Source organism: Sphingomonas sp. (genome assembly GCF_036677245.1).
Classification (GTDB): domain Bacteria; phylum Pseudomonadota; class Alphaproteobacteria; order Sphingomonadales; family Sphingomonadaceae; genus Allosphingosinicella.
Genome location: NZ_JAKFCG010000047.1, coordinates 1 through 23,921 on the forward strand (window position 1 = coordinate 1; position 23,921 = coordinate 23,921).

General features: G+C 65.3%; 21 protein-coding genes, 1 tRNA gene and 1 pseudogene. 16 read left to right on the forward strand and 7 right to left on the reverse strand.

What is annotated here, in order from left to right:
* Positions 1 to 209 (reverse strand): annotated as a pseudogene (locus V6M48_RS04905) (EamA family transporter); the annotation flags it as partial.
* Positions 206 to 1,207, reverse strand: a complete 1,002-nt coding sequence (locus V6M48_RS04910) for a threonine aldolase family protein (RefSeq protein WP_332811410.1) — start codon at positions 1,205 to 1,207, stop codon at positions 206 to 208. The gene V6M48_RS04910 and the pseudogene V6M48_RS04905, both read right to left, overlap by 4 nt.
* A gap of 198 nt (positions 1,208 to 1,405) precedes the next feature.
* Between V6M48_RS04910 and V6M48_RS04915 the strand changes: the two genes are divergently transcribed.
* The 11 genes from V6M48_RS04915 (at position 1,406) to V6M48_RS04965 (ending at position 12,729) form a co-directional block, all read left to right on the forward strand.
* Complete coding sequence (locus tag V6M48_RS04915) at positions 1,406 to 2,152, forward strand: Crp/Fnr family transcriptional regulator (RefSeq protein ID WP_332811411.1); 747 nt, start codon at positions 1,406 to 1,408, stop codon at positions 2,150 to 2,152.
* A 167-nt stretch (positions 2,153 to 2,319) separates the two neighbouring features.
* Positions 2,320 to 2,982 (forward strand): aldehyde dehydrogenase iron-sulfur subunit PaoA, encoded by a 663-nt coding sequence (gene paoA, locus V6M48_RS04920; protein WP_332811412.1) that lies wholly within the window; start codon positions 2,320 to 2,322, stop codon positions 2,980 to 2,982.
* A complete protein-coding gene (locus tag V6M48_RS04925) occupies positions 2,979 to 3,929 on the forward strand; it encodes an FAD binding domain-containing protein (protein ID WP_332811413.1) in 951 nt (316 codons plus the stop codon). The genes paoA and V6M48_RS04925 overlap by 4 nt, the downstream gene beginning before the upstream one ends.
* Positions 3,930 to 3,932: 3 nt before the next feature.
* The gene (gene paoC / locus V6M48_RS04930) at positions 3,933 to 6,152 is read left to right on the forward strand and encodes an aldehyde oxidoreductase molybdenum-binding subunit PaoC (RefSeq protein WP_332811414.1); all 2,220 of its coding nucleotides are present in this window, start codon (positions 3,933 to 3,935) and stop codon (positions 6,150 to 6,152) included.
* Positions 6,153 to 6,370: 218 nt separating this feature from the next.
* Positions 6,371 to 6,628: a phenol hydroxylase subunit gene (locus V6M48_RS04935; protein WP_332811415.1), complete on the forward strand. Its 258-nt coding sequence runs from the start codon at positions 6,371 to 6,373 to the stop codon at positions 6,626 to 6,628.
* Positions 6,629 to 6,638: 10 nt separating this feature from the next.
* Complete coding sequence (locus tag V6M48_RS04940) at positions 6,639 to 7,640, forward strand: phenol hydroxylase (RefSeq protein ID WP_332811416.1); 1,002 nt, start codon at positions 6,639 to 6,641, stop codon at positions 7,638 to 7,640.
* A complete protein-coding gene (locus tag V6M48_RS04945) occupies positions 7,637 to 7,933 on the forward strand; it encodes an MmoB/DmpM family protein (RefSeq protein WP_332811417.1) in 297 nt (98 codons plus the stop codon). Before V6M48_RS04940 ends, V6M48_RS04945 begins: the two co-directional genes overlap by 4 nt.
* A 37-nt stretch (positions 7,934 to 7,970) precedes the next feature.
* The gene (locus V6M48_RS04950) at positions 7,971 to 9,545 is read left to right on the forward strand and encodes a YHS domain-containing protein (protein ID WP_332811418.1); all 1,575 of its coding nucleotides are present in this window, start codon (positions 7,971 to 7,973) and stop codon (positions 9,543 to 9,545) included.
* Positions 9,542 to 9,901 (forward strand): phenol hydroxylase subunit P4, encoded by a 360-nt coding sequence (locus V6M48_RS04955; RefSeq protein WP_332811419.1) that lies wholly within the window; start codon positions 9,542 to 9,544, stop codon positions 9,899 to 9,901. The genes V6M48_RS04950 and V6M48_RS04955 overlap by 4 nt, the downstream gene beginning before the upstream one ends.
* Positions 9,901 to 10,959 (forward strand): NADH:ubiquinone reductase (Na(+)-transporting) subunit F, encoded by a 1,059-nt coding sequence (locus tag V6M48_RS04960; protein ID WP_332811420.1) that lies wholly within the window; start codon positions 9,901 to 9,903, stop codon positions 10,957 to 10,959. The genes V6M48_RS04955 and V6M48_RS04960 overlap by 1 nt, the downstream gene beginning before the upstream one ends.
* Positions 10,960 to 11,031: 72 nt before the next feature.
* The gene (locus tag V6M48_RS04965; RefSeq protein ID WP_332811421.1) at positions 11,032 to 12,729 is read left to right on the forward strand and encodes a sigma 54-interacting transcriptional regulator; all 1,698 of its coding nucleotides are present in this window, start codon (positions 11,032 to 11,034) and stop codon (positions 12,727 to 12,729) included.
* Positions 12,730 to 13,210: 481 nt separating this feature from the next.
* Here the strand turns inward: V6M48_RS04965 and V6M48_RS04970 are convergent, their stop codons facing one another.
* The 3 genes from V6M48_RS04970 to V6M48_RS04980 all read right to left on the reverse strand — a co-directional run bounded on the left by V6M48_RS04970 (position 13,211) and on the right by V6M48_RS04980 (position 16,667).
* Positions 13,211 to 15,541: a TonB-dependent receptor gene (locus V6M48_RS04970; RefSeq protein WP_332811422.1), complete on the reverse strand. Its 2,331-nt coding sequence runs from the start codon at positions 15,539 to 15,541 to the stop codon at positions 13,211 to 13,213.
* 602 nt (positions 15,542 to 16,143) lie between these two features.
* Positions 16,144 to 16,278 (reverse strand): hypothetical protein, encoded by a 135-nt coding sequence (locus tag V6M48_RS04975; protein ID WP_332811423.1) that lies wholly within the window; start codon positions 16,276 to 16,278, stop codon positions 16,144 to 16,146.
* Positions 16,272 to 16,667 (reverse strand): DUF983 domain-containing protein, encoded by a 396-nt coding sequence (locus tag V6M48_RS04980; RefSeq protein WP_332811424.1) that lies wholly within the window; start codon positions 16,665 to 16,667, stop codon positions 16,272 to 16,274. The genes V6M48_RS04975 and V6M48_RS04980 overlap by 7 nt, the downstream gene beginning before the upstream one ends.
* 606 nt (positions 16,668 to 17,273) lie before the next feature.
* On the opposite strand from V6M48_RS04980, the gene V6M48_RS04985 reads away from it, so the two are divergent.
* From V6M48_RS04985 to V6M48_RS04995, 3 genes are all read left to right on the forward strand, one after another.
* Positions 17,274 to 17,717, forward strand: coding sequence for a PspA/IM30 family protein (locus V6M48_RS04985; RefSeq protein ID WP_332811425.1), 444 nt, complete (start codon positions 17,274 to 17,276; stop codon positions 17,715 to 17,717).
* Positions 17,718 to 17,806: 89 nt separating this feature from the next.
* The gene (locus V6M48_RS04990; RefSeq protein WP_332811426.1) at positions 17,807 to 18,109 is read left to right on the forward strand and encodes a helix-turn-helix domain-containing protein; all 303 of its coding nucleotides are present in this window, start codon (positions 17,807 to 17,809) and stop codon (positions 18,107 to 18,109) included.
* A gap of 55 nt (positions 18,110 to 18,164) precedes the next feature.
* Positions 18,165 to 19,865, forward strand: a complete 1,701-nt coding sequence (locus V6M48_RS04995; RefSeq protein ID WP_332811427.1) for a SulP family inorganic anion transporter — start codon at positions 18,165 to 18,167, stop codon at positions 19,863 to 19,865.
* Here the strand turns inward: V6M48_RS04995 and V6M48_RS05000 are convergent.
* Positions 19,844 to 19,918: transfer RNA gene (locus V6M48_RS05000), tRNA-Thr, on the reverse strand. The genes V6M48_RS04995 and V6M48_RS05000 overlap by 22 nt on opposite strands.
* A 111-nt stretch (positions 19,919 to 20,029) precedes the next feature.
* On the opposite strand from V6M48_RS05000, the gene V6M48_RS05005 reads away from it, so the two are divergent.
* The gene (locus tag V6M48_RS05005) at positions 20,030 to 20,179 is read left to right on the forward strand and encodes a hypothetical protein (RefSeq protein WP_332811428.1); all 150 of its coding nucleotides are present in this window, start codon (positions 20,030 to 20,032) and stop codon (positions 20,177 to 20,179) included.
* Between the two features lie 86 nt (positions 20,180 to 20,265).
* On the opposite strand, the gene V6M48_RS05010 is transcribed toward V6M48_RS05005, so the two are convergent.
* Positions 20,266 to 22,056, reverse strand: coding sequence for an aminopeptidase P family protein (locus V6M48_RS05010; RefSeq protein ID WP_332811429.1), 1,791 nt, complete (start codon positions 22,054 to 22,056; stop codon positions 20,266 to 20,268).
* A 78-nt stretch (positions 22,057 to 22,134) separates the two neighbouring features.
* Between V6M48_RS05010 and V6M48_RS05015 the strand changes: the two genes are divergently transcribed.
* Positions 22,135 to 23,921: S9 family peptidase (locus tag V6M48_RS05015; protein ID WP_332811430.1), on the forward strand; the 1,787-nt coding region annotated here is incomplete at its 3' end.

The following is a 23,921-nucleotide window of genomic DNA, read 5'->3' on the forward strand; positions in this document are numbered from 1 at the left end:
TGGCGCCCGATCGCGGTCGGCATGCCGGTGAGCGCGGCATAAGCGAACATCGCCGCCGCCCCGATCGCGAAGCGATAGCTGATCGACCAGACCGCGGGCACGCTGCCGAGCTGGCCGGTGATGACCAGCCAGGTCGAACCCCAGATCAGGGTCATCACCACGAACGGGACGAGGATCCGCGGCTGGAGATAGGATTGCTCTGGGCTCACAGCGTGCCGATCGCCGCCGCCAACGCGTCCACGTCGGCCTTGTCCTGGTCCCAGCTCGTGACCAGCCGCGCCTCGCCCGGACCCCAATCGTAAAAGTCGAAACCTTTGGCGCGCAACGTGCGCGCCTCCCCGGCCGACAGCCGGAGAAAGATCTCGTTGGCCTCGACCGGGTGGATCAGCCGCTCGCCGGCCGCCGCCGCGATCCGCGCCGCCGCGTCATTGGCCGCCTTGGCGTTGCGCAGCCAGACGCCGTCGTTGAGCAGCGCAAGCAATTGCGCAGCGAGAAAACGGCCCTTCGACAGGAGATGGCCGGCGCGCTTGCGGCGGAAGCGGGTCGCCGCGGCATGGCTGCGATCGAAGAAGATCAAAGCCTCGGCCGACATGCCGCCGTTCTTGACGAAGCCGAAGCTCAGTGCGTCGACCCCGGCGCGCCAGGTGAGATCGGCGGGCGAGCAGCCGAGCCGCGCCACCGCATTGGCGAAACGGGCACCGTCCATGTGAAGCCCGAGCCCACGGCTGCGGCACAATTCCCCGAGCGCCGCCACCTCGCGGGGCGTATAGACCAGGCCATATTCGGTCGCGTTGGTGATCGACAGCGCGGCCGGCTGGGCCTGATGGACGTCGTCGCGCACGGTCGCGAGCAGGTCCTGCACCGTCTGCGGAGTCACCTTCGCGCCGCGCCCTTCGCAGAGCAGGAGCTTCGCGCCATGGGTGTAGAATTCGGGCGCGCCGCATTCGTCGTTCTGGATGTGCGCGCCGCCGTGGCAGACAATGCTGCCATAGGGCGGGCACAAGGCCGCAAGCGCGAGCGCGTTCGCGGCCGTGCCGGTCGACACCCAGAGCGCTTCGACCTCGGTCTCGAACAAAGTCGAAAATGCGGCGTCGAGCGCGGCGCTGAGCTGATCGCCGTCGTAAGCGGTGTCGACCCGATTGGCTTGGGCGAGAGCGTGCATCACCTCGGGACAGACGGCAGCCGCATTGTCGGAGAAGAAACGCATCGCCCCGCTCCTGCGGCGGATCGCCATCCTCGTCAATCGCCGGCGCATCGCCGGCGAAGGGCACTGTTCGCCGGCGACCGCGCGGATCGGCCGTAGTTATTGAGGCGATTTAACCTACATCGAGGAAATTCGGCGGGAATCGCGTCAATTAAGGGCACCCATCCTCGGGTCGCGCTCCAATTTCCTTGAAAGATCGTCTTGTCGGAAGAGCATGTTTTCGCGCCGCTGGTCGAGCGGTGGACGCAACGATTTCAGCTGGACGATGCCGACTGCGCCGCCATTCGGAGCCTGCCGCACAGCGAGCGGCTGCTCGAGCGCGACAGCTATGTCGTGCGCGAGGGCGAGGCTTCGAACAATTGCTGCCTGCTTCTGTCGGGCTTCGCTTATCGTCACAAGCTGGTCCGGGCAGGCGCGCGGCAGATCCTGTCGCTGCACGTTAGCGGCGAGTTCGTCGACCTGCAGAACTGCCTGCTCGGCACCGCCGACCATAATGTCCAGACGTTGAGCCGCGCCACAGTGGCGTTCGTTCCCCAGGCGGCGCTGCTCGCGCTCGCCGCGGCCAGGCCCGCGGTCGGCAGGGCGATGTGGCACGACACGATGATCGATTCGTCGATCTTCCGCGAATGGGTCGTCAATGTCGGCCGGCGCGATTCGGTGACCCGCATCGCCCATCTGCTGTGCGAGATTGCGGTGCGGCTCGGCGCCGCCGGCCTCGCGCAGGACCAGAGTTTCATCCTGCCGCTCACCCAAGAGCAATTGGCCGATGCGACCGGGCTCACCTCGGTTCACACCAACCGTGTGCTCCAGGCGCTGCGACGCGACGGGCTGATCAGCCTGTCGACCCGCTCGCTCAAGGTCCTCGATTGGCACCGCCTGCGCGAGCTTGGCGACTTCAATGCTCGCTACCTGCATCTCGAGACACCGCGCGAGCTCTCGCCGGCCTGAGCCGCGTATCGGCCTCTTCCCGCGACACGAGCGGCGCTCGTGCTGAAGCAGCCTTCGCCTCACCTCCGCCAGCGCAGCACCCACATCGCGGAAGTGCCGACACAAGGCGATGACAAGCAGCGGCGCACCAGTTATCGCTGGACAGGAACACAATATCGGAGCGCTCGATGGAGGACACCGACCACCTCAAGGTAACCCGGCGCGGCCTTCTTCTCGGAAGCGCGGCGTCGGTGGCGGTAACCGCCGTTCCCCAGGCGGACGCGCAGGTCACGCGTGCGCAACCGGGGCCCGCAGCGATGCCGGCGATGGCAAATGTCTCGTTCGAGGTGAATGGCAAGCAGCACCGGCTCGAGCTCGATACGCGCACCAGCTTGCTCGATGCTCTGCGCGAGCATCTCCACCTCACCGGGACCAAGAAAGGATGCGACCAGGGCCAGTGCGGCGCCTGCACCGTCATCGTCGACGGACGCCGGATCAACTCGTGCCTGACGCTCGCGGTGATGCACGAGGGGGATCGCATCACCACCGTCGAGGGGCTCGGCACGCCCGACAATCTGCACCCGATGCAAGCCGCATTCATCAAGCATGACGGCTATCAGTGCGGCTATTGCACGCCCGGGCAGATCTGCTCGGCCGTCGCCGTGCTCGAGGAGATCAAGGCGAATATCCCAAGCCACGTCACCGCCGATCTGACCAGCAAACCGCGGGTGAGCGAGGCCGAGATGCGCGAGCGGATGAGCGGCAACATCTGCCGCTGCGGCGCTTATTCCAACATCATCGATGCCATGAGTGAGATAGCCGCGACGAAAGTGGCGGGGGCGCGCGCATGAAGCCCTTCACTTACGAGCGCGCCAGCTCGCCGGCCCAGGCGGCGGCGGCCGTCGCGCGCACCCCGGGCGCGAAATTCATCGCCGGCGGCACCAATCTGCTCGATCTGATGAAGCTCCAGATCGAAGCGCCGCTGCATCTCGTCGACGTCAACACCCTCGGCCTCGACAAGATCGAACGCACCTCCGACGGCGGGCTGCGCGTCGGCGCCCTGGTGCGCAACACCGATCTTGCCGCCAACCAGCGCGTGCGACGCGATTATGGCGTGTTGTCCCGCGCCTTGCTTGCGGGCGCGAGCGGCCAGCTGCGCAACAAGGCGACCACCGCGGGCAACCTCCTCCAGCGCACGCGCTGCCCTTATTTCTACGACACCAACCAGCCCTGCAACAAACGCGAGCCGGGAAGCGGCTGCGCGGCGATCGGCGGCTTCAGCCGCCAGCTCGGCGTGATCGGCGTCAGCGACGCCTGCATCGCCACCCACCCCAGCGACATGGCGGTTGCGATGCGCGCGCTCGACGCCACGGTGGAGACGGTCAAGGCCGACGGCGCGACCCGCGCGATCCCGATCGCCGAATTTCACCGGCTGCCCGGCACCACTCCGCATATCGAGACCGCGCTCGAGCCTGGCGAGCTGATCACGTCGGTGACATTGCCTCGGCCGATCGGCGGCACGCAAATTTACCGTAAGGTGCGCGACCGCGCCTCCTACGCCTTCGCCTTGGTGTCGGTCGCGGCTGTCGTGCAGCGAAACGGCGCAGCAAGAGTCGCGGTCGGCGGCGTCGCGCACAAGCCGTGGCGGGTCGAAGCGGCCGAAGCGGAAATGCCGCGCGGGGTGAAACCGGTCGCAGCGCGGCTGCTTGCCGGCGCGCGGCCCACCCCCGACAATGCGTTCAAGCTTCCGCTGGTCGAGCGTACGCTCGCCGCGGTCCTGGCCGAAGCGAGGGCCTGATCGATGAAATTTGATACGCCCGCCGGCACCAATCCGATCGACCGCCTCAAGGTCGTCGGCAAAGCCACCGACCGGATCGAGGGCCCGCTCAAGACCACCGGCACCGCACCCTATGCCTATGAGCGTCACGACGTCGTGGCCAATCAGGCCTATGGGCATGTCGTCGGATCGGCGATCGCGAAGGGCCGGATCGCACGCATCGATGTCGTCGACGCGAGGGCCGCGCCGGGCGTGCTGGCGATCGTCACTGCGGCCAATGCCGGCAAGCTCGGCAAGTCGAAAAACCACAATGCCACGCAGCTCGCCGGCCCCGAGATCGAGCATTATGACCAGGCGGTGGCATTGGTCGTCGCCGAGACGTTCGAGCAGGCGCGCGCCGCAGCCAAGCTGATCCGCATCGATTACGTTCGCGACAAGGGCCGCTTCGTCCTCGCCGACCAGCTCGCGACCGCCCCTTTGGTCGGCGGCAGCAGCGGCGAAGGCAGCGCCGCGCCGGCGGAGGAGCGGGTCGGGAATTTCGAGACCGCGTTCGCGGCTGCGCCGGTGACGATCGACGCGCGCTACAGCACGCCCGACCAGAGCCACGCGATGATGGAGCCCTATGCGACGATCGCCGCGTGGGAAGGCGATGCGCTCACGCTCTGGACGTCGAACCAGATGATCAATTGGGCCAGGCGGGACCTTAGTGACACTTTGCTGATCCCGCAGGAGAAGATCCGGATCATCTCGCCCTATATCGGCGGCGGGTTCGGCGCGAAGCTGCGGGTCCGGAGCGACGCCGTGCTGGCCGCGCTCGGCGCTCGCGCGGCGGGGCGGCCGGTCAAGGTCGCGCTGGCCCGCCCGCAGATCATGAACAACACCGTCCATCGCCCGGCGACGATCCAGCGCATCCGGCTCGGCGCCGCACGTGACGGAAAGCTCACTGCCATCGCGCACGAAAGCTGGTCGGGCAATCTGCCCGGCGGCAGGCCGGAAACGGCGGTCGCGCAGACGAGGCTGCTCTACGCGGGCGCGAACCGCCTGATCGCGATGCGGCTCGCCGTGTTGGACCTGCCCGAGGGCAATGCGATGCGCGCGCCGGGCGAAGTGCCCGGCATGATGGCGCTCGAGGTGGCTATGGACGAGATGGCCGAGAAGCTCGGCATGGACCCGGTCGAGTTCCGCATCATCAACGACACGCAGGTCGATCCGAGGGATCCCAACCGGCGCTTCTCGCAGCGGCAGCTCGTCGAGTGTCTGCGCATCGGCGCCGACCGTTTCGGTTGGCAGCGGCGCAACCCGCGCCCCGCCCAGGTCCGCGACGGGCGCTGGCTCGTCGGGATCGGCGTCGCCTCCGCGTTTCGCAACAATCCGGTGATCAGGTCGGGCGCGCGTGTCCGGCTCGATGGCGCCGGCACAGTGACCGTCGAGACCGACATGACCGACATCGGCACCGGCAGCTACACGATCATCGCCCAGACCGCCGCCGAGATGATGGGGGTGCCGCTCGAGAAGGTCGTGGTTCGGCTCGGCGATTCGACCTTCCCGGTCTCATCGGGCTCGGGCGGCCAGTTCGGTGCAAACAGCTCCACCTCCGGTGTCTATGCGGCATGCGTCAAGCTGCGTGAGGCGGTCGCGCAGCGGCTCACCCTGGACCCTGCTGCCGCAATATTCGACGAGGGCCGCGTCCGCGACGGTGCTCGCAGCTTCGCGCTTGCCGAGGCGGCGCGGGACAGCGAAATCGTCGTCGAGGACAGTATCGAGTTCGGCGACCTCGCCAAAAAGCACCAGCTGTCGACGTTCGGCGCCCATTTCGTCGAGGCGGCGGTCGATGCCTATACCGGCGAGATCCGCGTCCGCCGCATGCTCGCGGTGTGCGCCGCCGGGCGGATCCTCAATCCCAAGTCGGCGCGAAGCCAGATGATCGGCGCGATGACGATGGGCGTGGGCGCGGCGATCATGGAGGAATGCGCTGTCGACAAACGCTTCGGCTTCTTCGTCAATCATGATCTCGCCGGCTATGAGGTGCCGGTCCATGCCGACATCCCGCACCAGGATGTGATCTTCCTCGACGAGACCGACCCTCTGTCATCGCCGATGAAAGCCAAAGGCGTGGGCGAACTCGGCATCTGCGGCGTGAGCGCGGCGGTCGCCAACGCCATCTACAATGCGGCGGGCGTACGCGTGCGCGACTATCCGATCACGATCGACAAGTTCCTTGACCGGCTGCCGCCGGTGGCTTGAGGGCGCGCGGCGCTTCGCACCGATCGGCATGGTCGGGCGTGCGGAGTTGCCAGGGACCTTACAAAAATGTCGAGGCCGCCGCGGCATTTGACAATTTTGTCACGCGCCAACCCCTGACGAGGGCGCAAAACCGCGCTTTCCCGCTTGGCACGAACATTGCTCCACAGACAGTGCCGGCGAGCGGTCGAACCGCCGCGAGCGCGCGAGAGGAGCAGAATATGGGGCGATCCCGAAGCGAAGCGAGCGAATTGCTCCACGCCAAGTTCGTCCGCGTCAGGCGCCGCCGCGACAATGGCCTCGTCGAATTCGATTTCGCGATCGGCACCCCCGAAGTCTTCGTCGAGCTGATCATGCCGGAGGCTGCATTCGACGATTTCTGCCGCACCAACGCCGTCGTCGATCTCACCGGTCAGCCGGTGCTCGACGGAGATTTCAGCGCCCGCCTCAGCCGCGTCCTCGCCGGACAGGGAGAATAGACTCATGCAAATGGATCTTCGTACCGTCGCGATCAAACCGCTGCGCCAGACCTACGCCCATGTCGCGCGGCGGATCGGGGGGGACAAGCCGGCCTCCCGCTATCAGGAGGGCACATTGGACCTCCAGACGATGGCCAATCAGCATTACCGGCCGCTCTGGGATCCCGACCACGACTATTTCGACACAAGGCGCACCGCGATCGCGATGGCCGACTGGTATGCGTTCAAGGACCCGCGCCAATATTATTACGGCAGCTACGTCATGACCCGCGCCCGGCAGCAGGAAGCGGTCGAAAGCGCGTTCGACTTCGTCGAGAGCCGGCGCCTCGCCGAATATCTTCCCGATCCGGTCCGCCAACTGGCGCTCGACCTGCTGCTGCCGCTCCGCCACGTTGCCTGGGGCGCGAGCATGAACCATGATTTCGTCGCCGCCTACGGCTTCGGTGCCGGCATCACCCAGCCTGCGCTTTTCGCCGCAATGGACCAGCTCGGCGTCGCCCAGTTCATCACCCGCGCGGGGCTGCTGCTCGGCGACCCCGAGGCGCTCGATGCCGCCAAAGCCGCCTGGATGGAGGCGCCGCGCTGGCAGTCGCTGCGCCGCGTGATCGAGGATCTGTTCGTCGAGAAGGACTGGTTCGAGGTCTTCGTCGCGCAGGCTTTGGTGCTCGATGGCCTGCTCTACCCGCTCGTCTACGGAACGATCATCGACGATGCCTTGGCCTCGACCGATGGCGCGGCCGTGGCGCTGCTGACGCAATTCCAGGGCGAATGGGCGGCAGAGACTGCGAAATGGGTCGACGCGCAGGTCAAGGTCGCCGCTGCCGAGAGCGAGGCGAACAAGGCGCTGATCCTCGGCTGGACCGACAAATGGAAAGCGCGGGTCGTCCCTGCCCTGTTGCCGCTTGCCGAATTGGCGCTCGCCGGCCGCGCGCCGGCCGCGCTCGAGGAACTGGTCGAGCAGCTCGACCGGCGCATTGCCAAGCTCGCGCCCAAGGCGGAGGCGTCGGCATGAGCGGCGCAGCCATGAGCGGCGCGGAATCGACCGTGTTCCTGGTGCTTCAGGCCAATGACGAGACCCGCAACATCGTCTCGGCGATCATCGCCGACAATCCGGATGCCAAGCTCGACGAGCAGCCCGGAATGGTGCGGATCCACGCCAAGGGCACGTTGCGCGTCCACCGCGAGACGGTCGAGGAGCTGATGGGCCGCGAGTTCGATCTGCAGGAGCTGCACGTCAACATGATCTCGCTGTCGGGTCATGTCGACGAGACCGACGACAGCCTGACCATCAGCTGGGATCGCTGAGCCCGCCGGCACGAGACGACCGAAAGGATACAAGACGATGGATATCGCGGTTTCGAAGAAGAAGCTGGGGCTCAAGGAGCGCTACACGCTGATGACGCGCGGATTGGGCTGGGAGCCGAGCTACCAGGCGATCGACGACGTCTTCCCGATGGACAGCTTCGAGGGGATCAAGATCCACGATTGGGAGGCGTGGGAAGATCCGTTCCGCCTGACGATGGACAGCTATTGGAAATATCAGGCCGAAAAGGAGCGCAAGCTCTATGCGATCGTCGATGCCTTCGCGCAGAGCAACGGCCATCTGAGCGTCAGCGACGCGCGCTACATCAACACCGTCAAGCTGTTCGTCAACGGCCTCGCGCCGATCGAATATATGTCGCACCGCGGCTTCGCCCATATCGGCCGCCAGTTCCGCGGCGTCGGCCCGAGGGTCGCTTGCATGATGCAGTCGCTCGACGAGCTGCGACATGCCCAGACCCAGATCCACGCGATCAGCAACTACAACCGCTATTACAGCGGCATGTCGGAATTCCGGCACCATTATGATCACCTGCCCTATCTCCAGGTTCCGAAGAGCTTTTTCGAGGATGCCGCCACCGCGGGGCCGTTCGAGTTCATCATCGCGATCGGCTTCGCGTTCGAATATGTCCTGACCAACCTCGTCTTCGTGCCGTTCATCTCGGGCGCGGCCTATAATGGCGACATGGGCGCGATGACCTTCGGCTTTTCCGCCCAGTCCGACGAGGCACGGCACATGACGCTCGGGCTCGAGGTCGTCCGCTTCGTGCTCGAGCAGGATCCGGCGAACGTGCCCATCGTCCAGAAATGGCTCGACAAATGGACGTGGCGCGGCGTGCGCCTGCTCACCCTCGTCGCAATGATGCAGGATTATATGCTGCCCAAAAGGGTGATGAGCTGGGCCGAGGCGTGGGAGATCTATTTCGAGGAGAATTGCGGCGCTTTGTTCCGCGACCTCGCCCGCTACGGCATCACCATGCCGCCGTGCGTCGAGCAGGTCCGCAAGGAGCGCGATCACCTCTCGCACATGGCCTGGTGCCAATTCTACCAGGGCCGCGCCACCAACAATTTCCACACCTGGCTGCCCTCGGCCGAGGACATGGACTGGCTGTCCGCCAAATATCCCGACACGTTCGATTTATACTATCGGCCGCGCTTCGAATATTGGGCGAAGCTCGAGGCCGAGGGCACGCCGTTCGAGGCGACCGGCGTGCCGATGCAATGCCAGGTCTGCCAGATCCCGATGTTCTTCACCGAGCCGGGCGACCCGCTGACGCTCGCGCAGCGCCACAGCCATTATAAGGACGAGCAATATCATTTCTGCTCGGACCATTGCCAAACGATCTTCGACGACGAGCCGGAGAAATATATCCAGGCGGTGATCATCGGCCATGAGCTGTTCAAGGGCAATGCGTTCGCGCCCGGCACCGATCCGACGGCGAAGGGCTTCGACCCGGCCGCCGCAGCGCTGGCATTCTGGCGGATCGACCATGGCCGCGACAACGGCGCGCATGTCGGATCCGACGATGAAGGCAATTTCGCGCTCTGGCGCGGCCTCGCCAGCACCAACATCGCAGACAATGGAGGACAAGGATGACCGTCCGTGCCGTCCGCGCTTACGAATTCGAGCCCGCCGACGCCGAGCAGCAGTTCCACGGCGCGCGCGTGGTCTACGCCGGATGGGACGGGCATTTGATGTTCGCCTCGCCTTACGCCTGGCCGCTGCCGCCCGACCTGCCGTTCGCTCACTTCCTCGCGGGCCCGCTCGCGGGGGCGTTCGGCCAGCATCCGGATTGGCCGCTGATCGACTGGACCAAGGCGACCTGGACCAGGAACGGCGAACCGTTCGTTCCGGATCTCGATGCGACGATCGCGGCCAATGGCATCGTCCATAAGGACGCACTGCGGTTCACGACCCCGGGTCTCACCGGGATCGGCGGCGCCGGCATCTGATGAGCTACACGCTGACGATCGACCCGGTCGGAGCGACGGTCGAGGTCGAGGAGGGACAGACGATCCTCGACGCCTGCCTTCGCGCCGGCATCTGGCTACCGCACGCCTGCTGCCACGGCCTGTGCGCGACCTGCAAGGTCCAGGTGACCGACGGCGAGGTCGACCACGGCGAAGCCTCGACCTTCGCGCTGATGGATTTCGAGCGCGACGAGGGCAAGGCGCTCGCCTGCTGCGCCCGCCTCGAAAGCGATACGGTGATCGAGGCCGAGACCGAGGAGGATCCCGACGCGGAAGGGATAAAGGTCGAGGATTTCGAAGGCGTGGTCACGCGCATCGATGCGCTCACGCCGACGATCCGCGGCATCCACATCCAAACCGACCGGCCGATGCATTTCCAGGCCGGCCAATATGTCAATCTGGAGATCGGCGGCGAAGCGGCAATCAGCCGGGCTTTCTCGCTCGCCAATGCACCCGCATCGGGCGACACGGTCGAGCTCAACGTCCGCATCGTGCCCGGCGGTGTCGGCACGACCTGGATCCACGAGCATCTCAAGGTCGGCGATCGGCTGCGGCTGTCGGGCCCTTATGGCCGCTTCTTCGTGCGGCAGTCGGCGCGCGTGCCGATGCTGTTCCTCGCCGGCGGATCGGGGCTGTCGAGCCCGCGCTCGATGATCCTAGACCTGCTCGCGCGCGAGGAGACGCTGCCGATCACCCTGGTCTACGGCGCGCGCTGCCGCGACGAGCTCTATTATCACGGAAACTTCGTCGCGCTCGCCGCGGCGCATGCCAATTTCCGCTACGTTCCGGCGTTGTCGGACGAGCCGGCGGACTCCGATTGGGACGGCTACAGGGGCTATGTCCACGAAGCCGCAAAAGAGGCCTTCGCCGGCGACTTCCGCGGCCTCAAGGCCTATCTGTGCGGCCCTCCGGCGATGATCGAGCCGTGCGTCGCGACCCTGATGCAGGGGCGGCTGTTCGAACGCGACATCTACACCGAGAAATTCTTCTCGGCCGCCGACGCCCAGCAGGTGCGGAGTCCGCTTTTCAAGCGCATCTGACCCGAAACGCGTATAAACATCGGGCGAAGCGGACGAAGCGTCGCGCTGGGGTTAGAGGATGTGGATGGAAGAGTGAGGATCGCCGATCCTTCCGAACGGGTCGATCTGTGGTCGCGGCTGCGCTTCGACGCCGAAAGCGGCGCCGTCTGGCTCGACGAGCAGCGCATGCTGCTGCTGCACGCGCGTTCGCTCGGCGCGTTGCGCACCGAGCTGATCAAATCGCTGGGCGTCGAGCGCGCCAGCGCTTTGCTGATACGCATGGGCTACGATAGCGGCGCGCAGGATGCCGAGCTGGCGCGCAAGCTGGTCGGCGACGGGCCGATCGAGGACATGTTCCTGCTCGGGCCGCGGCTTCACAGCCTCGAAGGCGTCGTCAAGGTCGAGACGGTGGTCAGCGAGCTCGACCTCGATCGCGGCACCTTCCACGGCGAATTCCGCTGGCTCGACAGCTGGGAGGCCGAAGCCCATATCGCGGCGTTCGGCATCGGCGAGCGCTGCACCTGCTGGAACCAGCTCGGCTATGCCTCGGGCTATACCAGCGCGTTCATGGGGCGCGCGATCGTGTTCCGCGAGACGATGTGCCGGAGCAAGGGCGATCCCCATTGCCACATCGTCGCCGATACCGCCGACACCTTGCCCGAGGACGATCCGCACGTGCGCGCGTTCGCGCCCGACGACATCGCCGGCCAGCTGCGCGAGATGGCGGAGGAAATCGGCCAGCTCCGCGCCTTCCTGCGGCGCGACCTCGAGCCGGGATCATTGATCGGCCGCTCGCCCAAATTCCTCACTGCGTTCAATCTCCTCCGCCAGGCTGCGGCAAGCCCGATCACCGTTTTGCTGACCGGTGAGACGGGGGTCGGCAAGGAGGTGTTCGCGCGCTGGCTGCATGAGAATGGCCCGCGCCGGGCGGAGCCTTTCGTCGCGATCAACTGCGGCGCGATCCCGCCCGAGCTGATCGAGAGCGAGCTGTTCGGCGCCGAGGCCGGCGCCTACACCGGCGCCCACAAGTCGCGCGCGGGGCGGTTCGAGCGCGCCGACGGCGGCACCTTGTTCCTCGACGAGATCGGCGACATGCCGCTGGCGGCGCAGGTCAAGTTGCTGCGCGTGCTCCAGACCGGCGAGATCGAGCGGCTCGGCGGCGACAAGGTCCGCAAGGTCGACGTGCGGCTGATCGCAGCGACCAACGCCGATCTCGCTTCAGCGGTCGCCGAGAAACGCTTCCGCGCCGATCTCTTCTACCGGCTCAATCCCTATCCGATCGAGATCCCGCCGCTGCGCGAGCGCAGCGACGACATCCCTTTGTTCGTCGATGCGCTGATCGAGCGTCTGTCGGCACGCTACGGCAAGAGCGTCCACGGCGTGTCCGATCGGGCGATGCAGGCGCTGATGGCCTATCAATGGCCCGGCAACATCCGCGAGCTAGAGAATGTGCTCGAGCGTGGCGTCCTGCTCGCCCAGCCGGGAAGCCGGATCGATCGCGAGGCCTTGTTCGTCAATCCCGCGCCGCATGCCGCCAGCGATGCGTTCGTCGATCCGCACGGCCAGGTCCGGCCGCTCGGCAGCGACGGGGCCGCGACGGCGGCTCAGGCGGGCGACCTGACCCTCGCGCGGCATGAGGCGGCGCTCGTCGAAGAGGCGATGCGCCGCGCCTCGGGCAACATCAGCGAAGCGGCGCGCCTGCTTGGCCTCACCCGCCGCCAGCTCGACTATCGCCTCAAATGCGAACGGCAGCCGCCGAATAGGGACGACGCGTCGGGCGACGCGCTCTAACGTCCGCGCCGAGTAGGGCGGCAGGAACAGCAGCTTGGCTCCAGCCGAGCGGATCGCCCTGTGGACGGCCGCACCCTTGTGACTGCCAAGATTGGCCAGTGGCGAAGCCCGGGCGAAGACGGCGACTTTCCCAAGGATCGCTTGGATGCCAGCCTGCGCTGGCAGGACGGGATTGGGCAGGACCTTCGCCACCAACCGCACTTCCTGCCCACCGGCCGCCTTGAGCCCCCTACCCCGTCACCCCAGCGAAAGCTGGGGTCCATGCGATGCTCGCATACACGCCACGATGACCACGCCGCCGGGAGCGAGCGTGGGAACGTGCGCCATTTGCCGAACGGAGCACGGGCGACCAGCTTGCGACCGCGCAGTGCCAAGCTCTCGCCATCCCTGCCGGCCTCCAACTTTGGCCACCAGGTTGAATCACAACTCAACTACCTTGCGTATCTCCAATCGATTCAGGTCAGCTGAGTCAGACTCTAGGTTAGAAGCGGTAGCCGATGGTGACGCCCCAGGTGCGCGGTTCGCCATAGGCTTCGAGATTGCAGCCGCAGGCCGTGGCGAGATCGAGACCCACGGTCCTGTACCTCTTGTCGAAGACGTTCTTCAGATAGGCGGCGAGGCGCAGCCCGCTCTCCATCTCCCAATTGGTGTTGAGATCGACCACCGTGCGCTCCGGGAACAGGTCGCCGTCGAAATTGCGCGCGTTGTGATAGAAGTTCGATTGGTAGGTGATCACCCCGCCGAACTGCAGCTCGCCGCCGGCAATCCTGCCCGGGACAGTGTAGCTGACGCGCCCGGAAGCCGAATATTTGGGCGTATAGGTGGGGCGAGTGTCGCGCGGGACACCAGGCGCGACCTCCAAATCCTTCACCTCGGCATCGGTGATCGCCCCTGATGCGCTCAGGCGGAGGCCGTCGCCGACCCGCAGGCTCGCTTCGAGCTCGGCGCCGGTGGTCCGCGCCTTCTGGTTGCGCACGAACCCCGAGATGTCGGCGAACACGAACGACTGATAATCGGTATAGTCATAATGATAGACGGTGCCGTTGAGCGTGTAGCGCCCGCCGAAACCGGTCAGCTTGAAGCCGCCTTCGAAGGAGAGGAGCACCTCCGGCTCGTACGGGATGTTCTCCGGGGCGAGCGGCGGGGTGCCGTCGAACAATTTGCCGTTGTAGCTGCCGCCCTTCACGCCGCGATTGACGCCGGCATAGAGCATCAGCCCGTCATTCGGCCGGAACTCGAGCTGCGCCTTTCCCGCCCAGAGCCAATCGGTCCTCTTGTCGGTGAACGACGGCTGGATCGGGAACAAGGGCGGCCCGATATCGACCGAATAATCGTCGATATTCGCCGAGGCGAAGGAATCGAACTGATACTCCTGATGCTCGCGGATCAGCCGCCCGCCGACGACGATCGTCCATCGCGGGACGAACTCCCACGACACCTGGCCGAACACCGAGGCGGACTGGGTCTTGAGCTCGAACACGCTCAGCGGATCGACGCCGGTCAGAGGCATGCCGAAGATCAGCGCCAGCGCCGAGCCGCGCGGCCCAAGCAGGCCCTGTGCCACATTGGCTTCGATGCTGAGATAATAAGCACCCGTCACCCAGGTGAAGCCCCCCGAGCTCCCGCTCAGCCGCAGCTCCTGCGAAAAGGTGTCGGTGTCGGATTTCGTGCCGAACAAGAAGGCGTTGAACGGCGAGGCTTCGCCGTCGAGCAGGAAGTGCTTCTTATATTTGAAATAGGACGTGACCGACGCGAGGTCGACCGCGCCCAGCGAGCCGTCGACGTGAAGCGCGCCATTATAGGCGCGGAAGCGATTGAGGTCGCTCTTGGCGAAATCCTTAGACATCAGCCGGTCGTCGATATCGACCGGGACATAGCCGAAGAAATTGGCTCCCGGCACGCGGTGCCCATCATTGTTGGGGCTGAACATGAAGCCCTGGAAGGGCAGCACCGCCGGATTGAAGAAGTTGTTGCCGTTCGCGTCGATCGCCGCGCGCGTCTCGGTCGGCGATGCATAGATGCCGTTGACGACCCTGTTCTGGGCATCGAGGACCGGGATCTGTGCGGTGAGGCCCCAGGGAGATTCCGACAGATTCTGCCGGAAGGCGGATCCGGTCAGCCTCACCCGCCACGCGGCCGAGGGCTCCCAAAGCAGCTGCAGGCGGCCCGCCACGGTATCTTCGTCGCCGAGGTCCTCTCCCGCGGGCGACACGCCGACAGGGCCGAGGTTGATCGGCGCGCCCGGCGCAAGACCGGCCGGGAAGACGTTGTTCCAGATCGAATCGTTGCGCGTCCAGAAGCCCGACGCGCGCAGCGCCACGACTTGCCCGAGCGGCAGGTTGATCGCGCCCTCGAGCACCGTCTTGTTGAAACGCCCGTAGGTCGCGTCGACATAGCCGCTCGTCTCGCCGAGCACCGGCTGGTTGACGACGAAGTGGACGAGGCCGCCGGTTGCGTTGCGGCCGAACAACGTCCCCTGCGGCCCTTTCAGCGCTTCGACCCGCTGGATGTCGAACAACGCCATGCCCTGGCCCTGTTGCGAGGAAACATAGGCATCGTCGATATAGACCGCGACCGGCGCCTCGATCGCATCGTTGAAGTCGCTCTGGGTGACGCCGCGGATCGAGAATTGAAGACCTTGTCCGCCCAATGTTCCGGACACCGTCACGCCGGGGGTGAATTTGGCGACATCGGTGCTCAACGTCACACCCTGATCCTTGAGGTCGTCGCCGCTATAGGTCGCGATCGAGATGCCGACGTCCTGGACGCGCTCCGATCGCCGCTGCGCGGTCACCACGATGTCGCCCTGCATCGCGGGCGGCTGTGCTGCCGCTTGATCGCCTGCGGGCGCCGGCGCGGGCGCTTGTGTTGTCGTCTGTGCAAATCCCGGTGCCGACGCGAACATTGCCAGCCAAGCCACCGAACACGCTAAATGGATTCCCCCCAATTTCCGCATTTTCTGTGCCTCCCCTGCTTCTATATTTTGTTAAACCTATGCTATGCTGAGGTGATTGCGTAGCCACTGTTTCGTGCTTGTTCATCCAGCGAAGTCTCGCTTCTTGGTGGCGAGTAAAAGTGTTCTTCCTCAGCCTCATAGCTGATGGCGAAAGGCTGATGCGGCCGTGCTCAAACTCGCCCGCAGATGACGAGGCGGAAGCTTGGATCGGGGAAATCATCGATTTGACCGCGCGCCATGCATCCGAGATCTATGTCCCCGTCGCGATCAGCGGGAAATGGTACTGCCGGTGAGGATTGAACTCACGACCGCAGTCTGTCCGAGGGTAAGATCGTGCGGTGACGGATTGAGCTTTTCACGGAATTTTCGCCTGGAACTCGTCTCAGCGAAGCGTCCGGAATGCAAGAACGTAGAGCGGCGAGTTGGTTTCGTCTTGAACCGGCCTCAACCGAAAATGCTCACTTACGTGTTTCGGCATCCTTCCCTGCTTCTTCTCTGTTGCGGCGATCGTGAGCTTGTCCGCCGGCGATGGTGGCGACGATGAATAGTCCCATCATCAAGAGAGACACGATGATGACCCAGAAGATCAGCATCCGTTCAATTCCGAGGAGCTAGGCTCCGGGGAAGGGGTGGACGCCTCCTCCGGATCATGTGTCGCACCGGTTGCGTGAGCACCGTGCGCAACCCACCACTGCAGCGCCATTACGCCACCCTTGGCGGGCTGGATGAACACCGCGGCGAGGAACGCCACCAGTGGCAGCCAGATGACGAGATGGACCCACAAGGGCGGGTGAGCCATGGTTTCGAGGCTGATCATTCCCGGCGCTATGACGTGGCCCAGCATCAGGATCACGATATAGGGTGGGAAGTCGTCGGAGGACCGCGCGTTCCAATCCTCGCCGCAGGCCACACACCTGCTTACCGGCTTGAGGAAGCCGTTGAACAATCTGGTGCAGGCGCAGCGAGGGCAGCGGCCCCTCATCCCCCTCCAGATCGCCGGCACCAACGACGAGGGCTGCAAGCAATCGAGACTATTGCCATCGGCTCCCGTGGGATTGGAATCATTTCTACGGAAAAGCCTGTCGACCATGGTTATCATCTCAGCCACCCTGGTCCCCCGCGACCGAGCACAGCACTCGCTTCGTGATGGCGCATCCCGTCCTCAGCGCTCCCTCCTGGCAGCTTCAAAAAAATCACTTCTTGCCGTACTTGCATGATTAGTGCTATATATCACATCATTAATTTGGCTTCTAAGTATATTTTGATGTATAAAACATCAGCGAGCGACTGGACGGCAAGGGGGTCGATTCCATGCCATGGATCAGCAAATCGCCCTCGCTCGTGCCCATCGAAGGAGCACCGAAGTGAAGCATGTCGAGCAGAAGCAGCCTATGGCGAGCGGCGGCGGCGAAGATAGCGAAGCGCCCACAGATGCCGGGAGCATGACGGCCTCGGAGCGCGCACGAGCTTTCGCGGCAGAATGGCTTGCCCAGCGCGCTCGAATGGAGAGGGCCGCAGCGGAATATGAAGCGCTCAAATCAGTGCAGAGGCCGTACCGGAATCCCGCCGCGCAGGAAGGGCCGAGCCATTGACCCGTTTGTTCCGCGATGATCAGGACTTCACGATCCGTCGCGTGAAAGCGATCCTGCAGAGCTCAGACGACCCGGCAAAGATCTCCCGACTCATGATCGCCGAACTCGAGGGAGCGCTCGTCGAGATTCGAGGCCTGGCCTCGGGCCGTCTTGCCGATCGTCACGAGTGGCGCCGCCGTATGGCGGAGGCCAAGTTCCGGGAGGAGAACTGGAGGCAAAAAGCGGAAGTCGCGCTGTCCCTGGGGCGCGGGGATCTGGCCCGAGCGGCATTGGTCGAGAAGCACAATGCGGTGGCCGAGGCAGCTGGCGTGGCGAGTGAAGTCGCCTTGCTTGACGAGGTGATCCGGGATTCCGAGGAGGAGACCGCAAAGATCGGGTATCTCCTGCGCGATCTGAAAGCCCGCCAGACATCCTCGCGAAAGCGGCTGGCCTCCCACTGATCGTGCGCAGCGGGGCAGTCCATCTACCACTTGAAGATGCGCAGCAGCGGACTAATGATGTTTCATACATCTTAGATTGAGAGGTAAACATGATCACTTCCGCCCAGGTCCGAGCCGCTCGCGCCCTGCTTGGCATCGACCAGCGCCAGCTGGCTGAACTTGCCGGCCTGTCGCTCCCGACCATCCAGCGAATGGAAGCCTCGGATGGGCAGGTTCGAGGGATCATCGACACTCTGATGAAAGTGATCGAGGCTCTCGACAACGCGGGGGTCGAGCTTATCGGCGAACGGAGTCCCAGCACCGGATCCGGGCGCGGCGTCCGGCTCAAGGAAGCGGCCGTGAAGGGTACCGTCGCTTCGAAGCCCGCCGTGACGGAACGAGCGGCGCTCTAGGCTCGCCTCCGACGCCAGATTCAATCGAGAGGATAGTCCGCTGAATTCCCCCGCGATGCCGCATGCCTTCGTTCCGAAGCTCTGGACCGTGCTGCGAGGTGGTTATGCTTCAGCGGACTTCCGAGCCGACGCGATCGCGGGGCTCACGGTGGCGATCGTTGCCCTTCCTCTCGCGATGGCGCTTGCGATCGCCAGCGGCGCATCGCCGGACAAGGGGCTGATCACCGCTGTCGTTGCGGGCTTGATTATCTCCGCCCTCGGAGGCTCGAGGGTTCAGATAGGCGGCCCCACCGGGGCGTTCGTGGTTGTCGTCTTCAATGTCATCGCGATCCATGGCTATGACGGTCTCGTTCTCGCGACTTTGATGGCAGGCGCCATCCTGATCGTCGCCGGGCTGGTGAGGTTCGGACAGATCATCAAGTTCATCCCGCACCCGGTCGTGACCGGTTTCACGGCGGGGATTGCCGTCATCATCGCCTCCAGCCAGGTGAAGGATTTCCTCGGGCTAGCCATTCCTGCCGTCCCTGCGGAGTTCATCGAGAAGTGGGACGCCTATTTCGGCGCGATCGCCACTGTCAGTCCGCAGACCGCCGGTGTGGGTCTAGCATCCCTGCTGGTCATTCTTGCGACCCGCCGCATCAGTCCGCGGCTGCCGGCTTACCTTTTCGCCGTCGTCTTCGCGGCAGCGGCCGTGGCGCTGCTGAAGCTTCCGGTCGAGACGATCGGCTCTCGCTTTCCCGACATGCCTACCGGGCTCCCGGCGCCTACCATCCCGGCCTTCTCCCTCGCGAAAGCCCAGGAGGTGCTTCCCGCCGCTTTCACGATCGCGTTCCTCGCCGGAATCGAGGCCCTGCTCTCCTGCGTCGTTGCAGACGGCATGACGGGCTTTCGCCACCGATCGAACCAGGAGCTGATCGGCCAGGGCATAGCCAATGTCGCAAGCGCCATGTTCGGCGGTCTGCCGGCCACGGGAGCAATCGCCCGCACCGCGACCAATGTGAAGAGCGGCGGCCGCTCCCCCGTCGCAGGCATGATGCACGCGGTTTTCATCCTGTTGTTCATGCTGGTTGCAACCGATGTGATGAGTTACGTGCCAATGGCTGCACTGGCTGCCATTCTCTTCGTTGTCGCCTGGGGCATGAGCGAGGCAAAGAGGTTCTTCGCGCTCCTGAAGATGCCGATGAGCGAGCGTGCGGTTCTTCTGATTACCTTCGGCCTCACCGTCTTCGTGGACCTCACCGTCGCGATCAGCGTGGGTGTCACCCTTGCGTCGCTCATGTTCATGGCCAAGATGAGCGAGTCGGGCGGCGTTGTGAACGGTCGTGCCATGCTGAATGAACAGGATCCCGACGCCGAGGATGTTCACCAACGCGAAGCTTTACCGGACGGTGTCGAGGTCTTCCAAATCCTCGGCCCGTTCTTCTTCGGCGTCGCAGGCGAGCTGCTCAGCACCCTTCGCGGCATGGGCCAGCCGCCCAGGATCATCGTGCTGCGAATGCGCCTGGTTCCCTATCTGGATGCGAGTGGGGCGACAGCGCTGGAGGAGTTCGTGCATGAGGCGCACGGTTCTGGCTGCGAGGTCATCCTTTCCGGCGTTCAGGCACAGCCGATGGAAGTGCTCAATCGCGCAGGGCTCGGCCGTGACAGCGCGCGGGTGAGCCACGCATCCAACTATCTGGAAGCCCTCGCAACGATTGCCTCCGCCGACAGCAGAGTCATATCAACAAGAAGCGATGGTGCTGCCGGTGAGGATTGAACTCACGACCTCAGCCTTACCAAGGATGCGCTCTACCACTGAGCTACGGCAGCGTCGCCTCTGCCGCCGATGTGGGCGTGCGGGGACGCGGCGCTATGGGGAATCGGCGGCGTGATTGTCAAGGCGGCTTGCAGGTCCGGCGCGTCGATGTCTATCCGCCGGTCATGACCAAGGCTGACGAACGGGCGAAGCGGCTGGCCGATGCGTTGCGCGACAACCTTCGCCGCCGCAAGGCGCAGCCGCGGGGCGAAGAGACGCCCCCTCGACCGAAGCGCGAGGATGAGCCGGACGGTCCGGACGACGAATTGCTCTAGCCGGCCAAGCCCTGTTCAACGCCGTCGCGCGGAGCTTCCGGGCAGCAAGGCCAGCGCCGCGACCGCGACGATCGCCAGCAGCCGCCTCATCGCGCCTCGAGCGGCGCGCAAGCCGCTTCGAGCCACGCCTTGGCTTCGCCGTCGAGCTGGGGCCCGATCAGCGTCTTCACGCGCGCGTGATAATCGTCGATCCAGCCGCGTTCCTCGTCGGTCAGCAGCGCCAGATCGATCAAAGTCCGGTCGATCGGCGCATAAGTGAGCGTCTCGAAGCCGAGCATCGGCTTTTCGGCGCCGGGGAGATCGAGCGCGATCACCAGCACCAGATTCTCGATCCGGATGCCATATTCGCCGGTCTTGTAATAACCGGGCTCGTTCGAGATGATCATCCCCGCGCGCAGCGCCTCGTCGCCGCCGCCGAACGTCGCGATCCGCTGCGGCCCCTCGTGCACCGCGAGATAGGAACCGACGCCGTGGCCGGTGCCATGGGCATAATCGACCCCCGCACGCCACAGATATTGCCGCGCCAGCACGTCGAGCTGGCTGCCGCGCGTGCCGCTCGGGAAGATCGCGCGGGCAAGCGCGATGTGGCCCTTGAGCACGCGTGTGAAGCGATCGCGCATCTCGGCGCTCGGCGTGCCGATCGCGACCGTGCGGGTGATGTCGGTGGTGCCGTCGGGATATTGGCCGCCGCTGTCGACCAGATAGAGGCTGTCGGGCGCGATCGGCCGGTTGGTCTCCTCGCTCGCCCGATAATGGACGATCGCGCCATTCGCACCCGAGCCCGAGATCGTCGGGAAGCTCAGGTCGCGCAGATCGCCGCCCTCGCGGCGGAACTGCTCGAGCTTGTCCGAGGCCTTCATCTCGTCGAGTCCCCCGCGCGGCGCCTCGACCGACAGCCAGTGCAGGAAACGCGCCACCGCCGCGCCGTCGCGCGCCTGCGCGGCCTTGTGGCCGGCGATCTCCGCTTCGTTCTTGGTCGCCTTGGGGAGCACCGCCGGATCCCGCTTGGTGACGATCGTCGCGCCGGCGCCATCGAGCGCCGCGAAGATCGCCGCCACCGCACGCTCCGGATCGACGACGATGCGGCGCCCGCCGAGCGTCCTGAGATAAGGCTCGAAATCGCTGCGCTCGTGGATGCGCACGCCATTGCCGAGATGCTGGCGGACCTCGTCGCCCAATTTCTCGCCGGCGACGAACAGATCGGCGGTGCCGTCCTGATGCACCAGCGCAAAGGCGAGCGCGACCGGCGTATGCTCGACATCCTTGCCGCGCACGTTGAACGTCCAGGCGATCGAATCGAGCGCCGACAGCACCGCCGCGTCGGCCTTCTGCGCCTTCAGCCAGTCCGCCATTTCCTGGCGCTTGGCGGCGGAGGATTTGCCGGCATAGACATCCGGGTGGACGACCAGCCGGGCGGGCGAAGGCTCCGGCCGGTCCTCCCAGACGGCGTCGACCGGGTTGCGCTCGACAGGAACCAGTTCGGCGCCTTTTTCGGCGAGCGCGGTGCGCGCCCGATCGACCCAGTCCCTGGTGTGCAGCCACGGATCATAGCCGATGCGGCCGCCTTGCGGCGCGTGCGCCTGGAGCCAATCGGCGATGCTCGTCTCGGGCACCGACTGGAAGCTCCAGTGGCGGCCGTCGACCTGCGCGCGCACCTGCAGCGTATAGCGGCCGTCGGTGAAGATCGCGGCTTCCTCGGGGAGCACGACCGCCGAGCCCGCCGATCCCTGAAAACCGGTCAGCCAGGCAAGGCGCTGGGCGTAGCTGCCGACATATTCGCTCATATGCTCGTCGGTCAGCGGCACGACGAAACCATCGAGGCGGTCGCGCTTCAGCTGCTCGCGTAGGGCGGTGAGACGATCTTCGTAGCTCGACATTCGATTATCCTCGGGCAAATTTCCCACTGCACCCTATGTGGGGTCGATAGACCACGACCGCCATCATCGAAAGAGACCATGAGCCCGCTTCCTCCCGCACCGCGCGCCGAGCCCCGCCCCCGCAGCATCGAGCATCACGGCACGCGCATCGACGATCCTTATCACTGGCTGCGCGATCCCGCTTACCCGGAGGTCGGCGATGCCGACGTGCTGGCCTACCTCAAGGCCGAGAACGCCTATTTCGAAAGCGCGATGAAGCCCCACCAGCCGCTCGTCGAGACATTGTTCGAGGAGATGAAGGGCCGCATCAAGGACGACGATGCGAGCGTGCCGGCCAAGGACGGCGATTTCGTCTATTGGTGGGCGTTCGAACCCGGCGCGCAATATCGCCGCTGGTATCGCCGGCCGGTCCTAGCCCCGGCCGAAGGCCCCCTGGACGCCGGCGCCGATCAGCTCATCTTCGACGAGGTCGCCGAGGCCGCCGGTCTGGACTATTTCAACCTCGAGGCGCTGCAGGTCAGCCCCGACGGGCGGCTCGCGGCGAGCCTGATCGACGACGACGGCTCGGAACGATTCAAGCTGCGCATCCGCGATCTCGCCTCGGGCAAGGATCTCGAGCTGGTGACCGAGGTCGGCATCGGCAACATCGTCTGGACGAGCGGCAGCGACGCGATCGTCTTCACCGAGGTCAACGAGCATTGGCGCAGCTATCGCGCCCGGCTGCACCGGCTCGGCAGCGACCCGGCGAACGACATCACCCTCTATGAGGAGACCGAGGACAAAGGCTTTACGGTCAGCGTCTCGCGCTCGCAGGACCGCAGCCTGATCTTCATCGCCACCGGCGACAACAGCAGCAGCGAGCTGCGCTTCGTTCCCGCCGGCGATCCGCAGCGCGAGCCGGTGCTGATCGCTCCTCGCCGGCCGCTGATCCAATATGAGGCGGACGCCAGCCACGGCCGCCTGTGGATCGTCGCCAACGACGAACATATCAACTTCCGCCTCGTCGAAGCCGATCCGGCCAGGCCTGGGGAATGGACCGAGGTGATCGCCGGCTCCGACAGGATCTATCTACGCGGCGTCCGGGCCTTCCGCGATTTTCTCGCGCTCACCCAGCGGGTCGATGGCTTGGACCAGCTGGTGCTGCGCAGCTACGACGGCGCGGAGCGGCGCATTCCGTTCGCGGAGCCGAGCTACAGCGCCTGGTTCGGCACCAACCACGAATATGCGCCCGCCGCTTATCGCCTCGGCTATTCCTCGATGGTCACACCGACCACCGTCTATGATTATCATCCGGCCGAGGACCGGCTCGAGACGCTGAAGGTCGCCGAGATCCCGTCGGGCTATGATCCCACCCTCTATGCCAGCGAGCGGCTGATGCTGCCGGCGCGCGACGGCCGGCAGGTGCCGGTCTCGATCGTCTATCGCCGCGATTTCCCGAAGGACGGCAGCGGCAGATTGTTCCTCTACGGCTATGGCGCCTACGGCCTGGCGATACCGCCGAGCTTCTCGACCGCGCGTTTCAGCCTGCTCGACCGCGGCTATGCGTTCGCGATCGCGCACATCCGGGGCGGCGACGATCTCGGCTACGGCTGGTACCTCGACGGCAAGCTCGACAAGCGCACCAACAGCTTCAACGATTTCGTCGATGCCGCCCAAGGGCTGGTCGCCGCCGGCTTCGGCGCCCCGGGGAGGATCGCGATCCGCGGCGGATCGGCCGGCGGCGAATTGATGGGCGCGGTGGTCAACAGCAATCCCGAGCTGTGGGGCGCGATGGTGGCGGACGTGCCATTCGTCGACGTGCTCAACACGATGCTCGACGAAAGCCTGCCGCTGACACCGGGCGAGTGGCCGGAGTGGGGCAATCC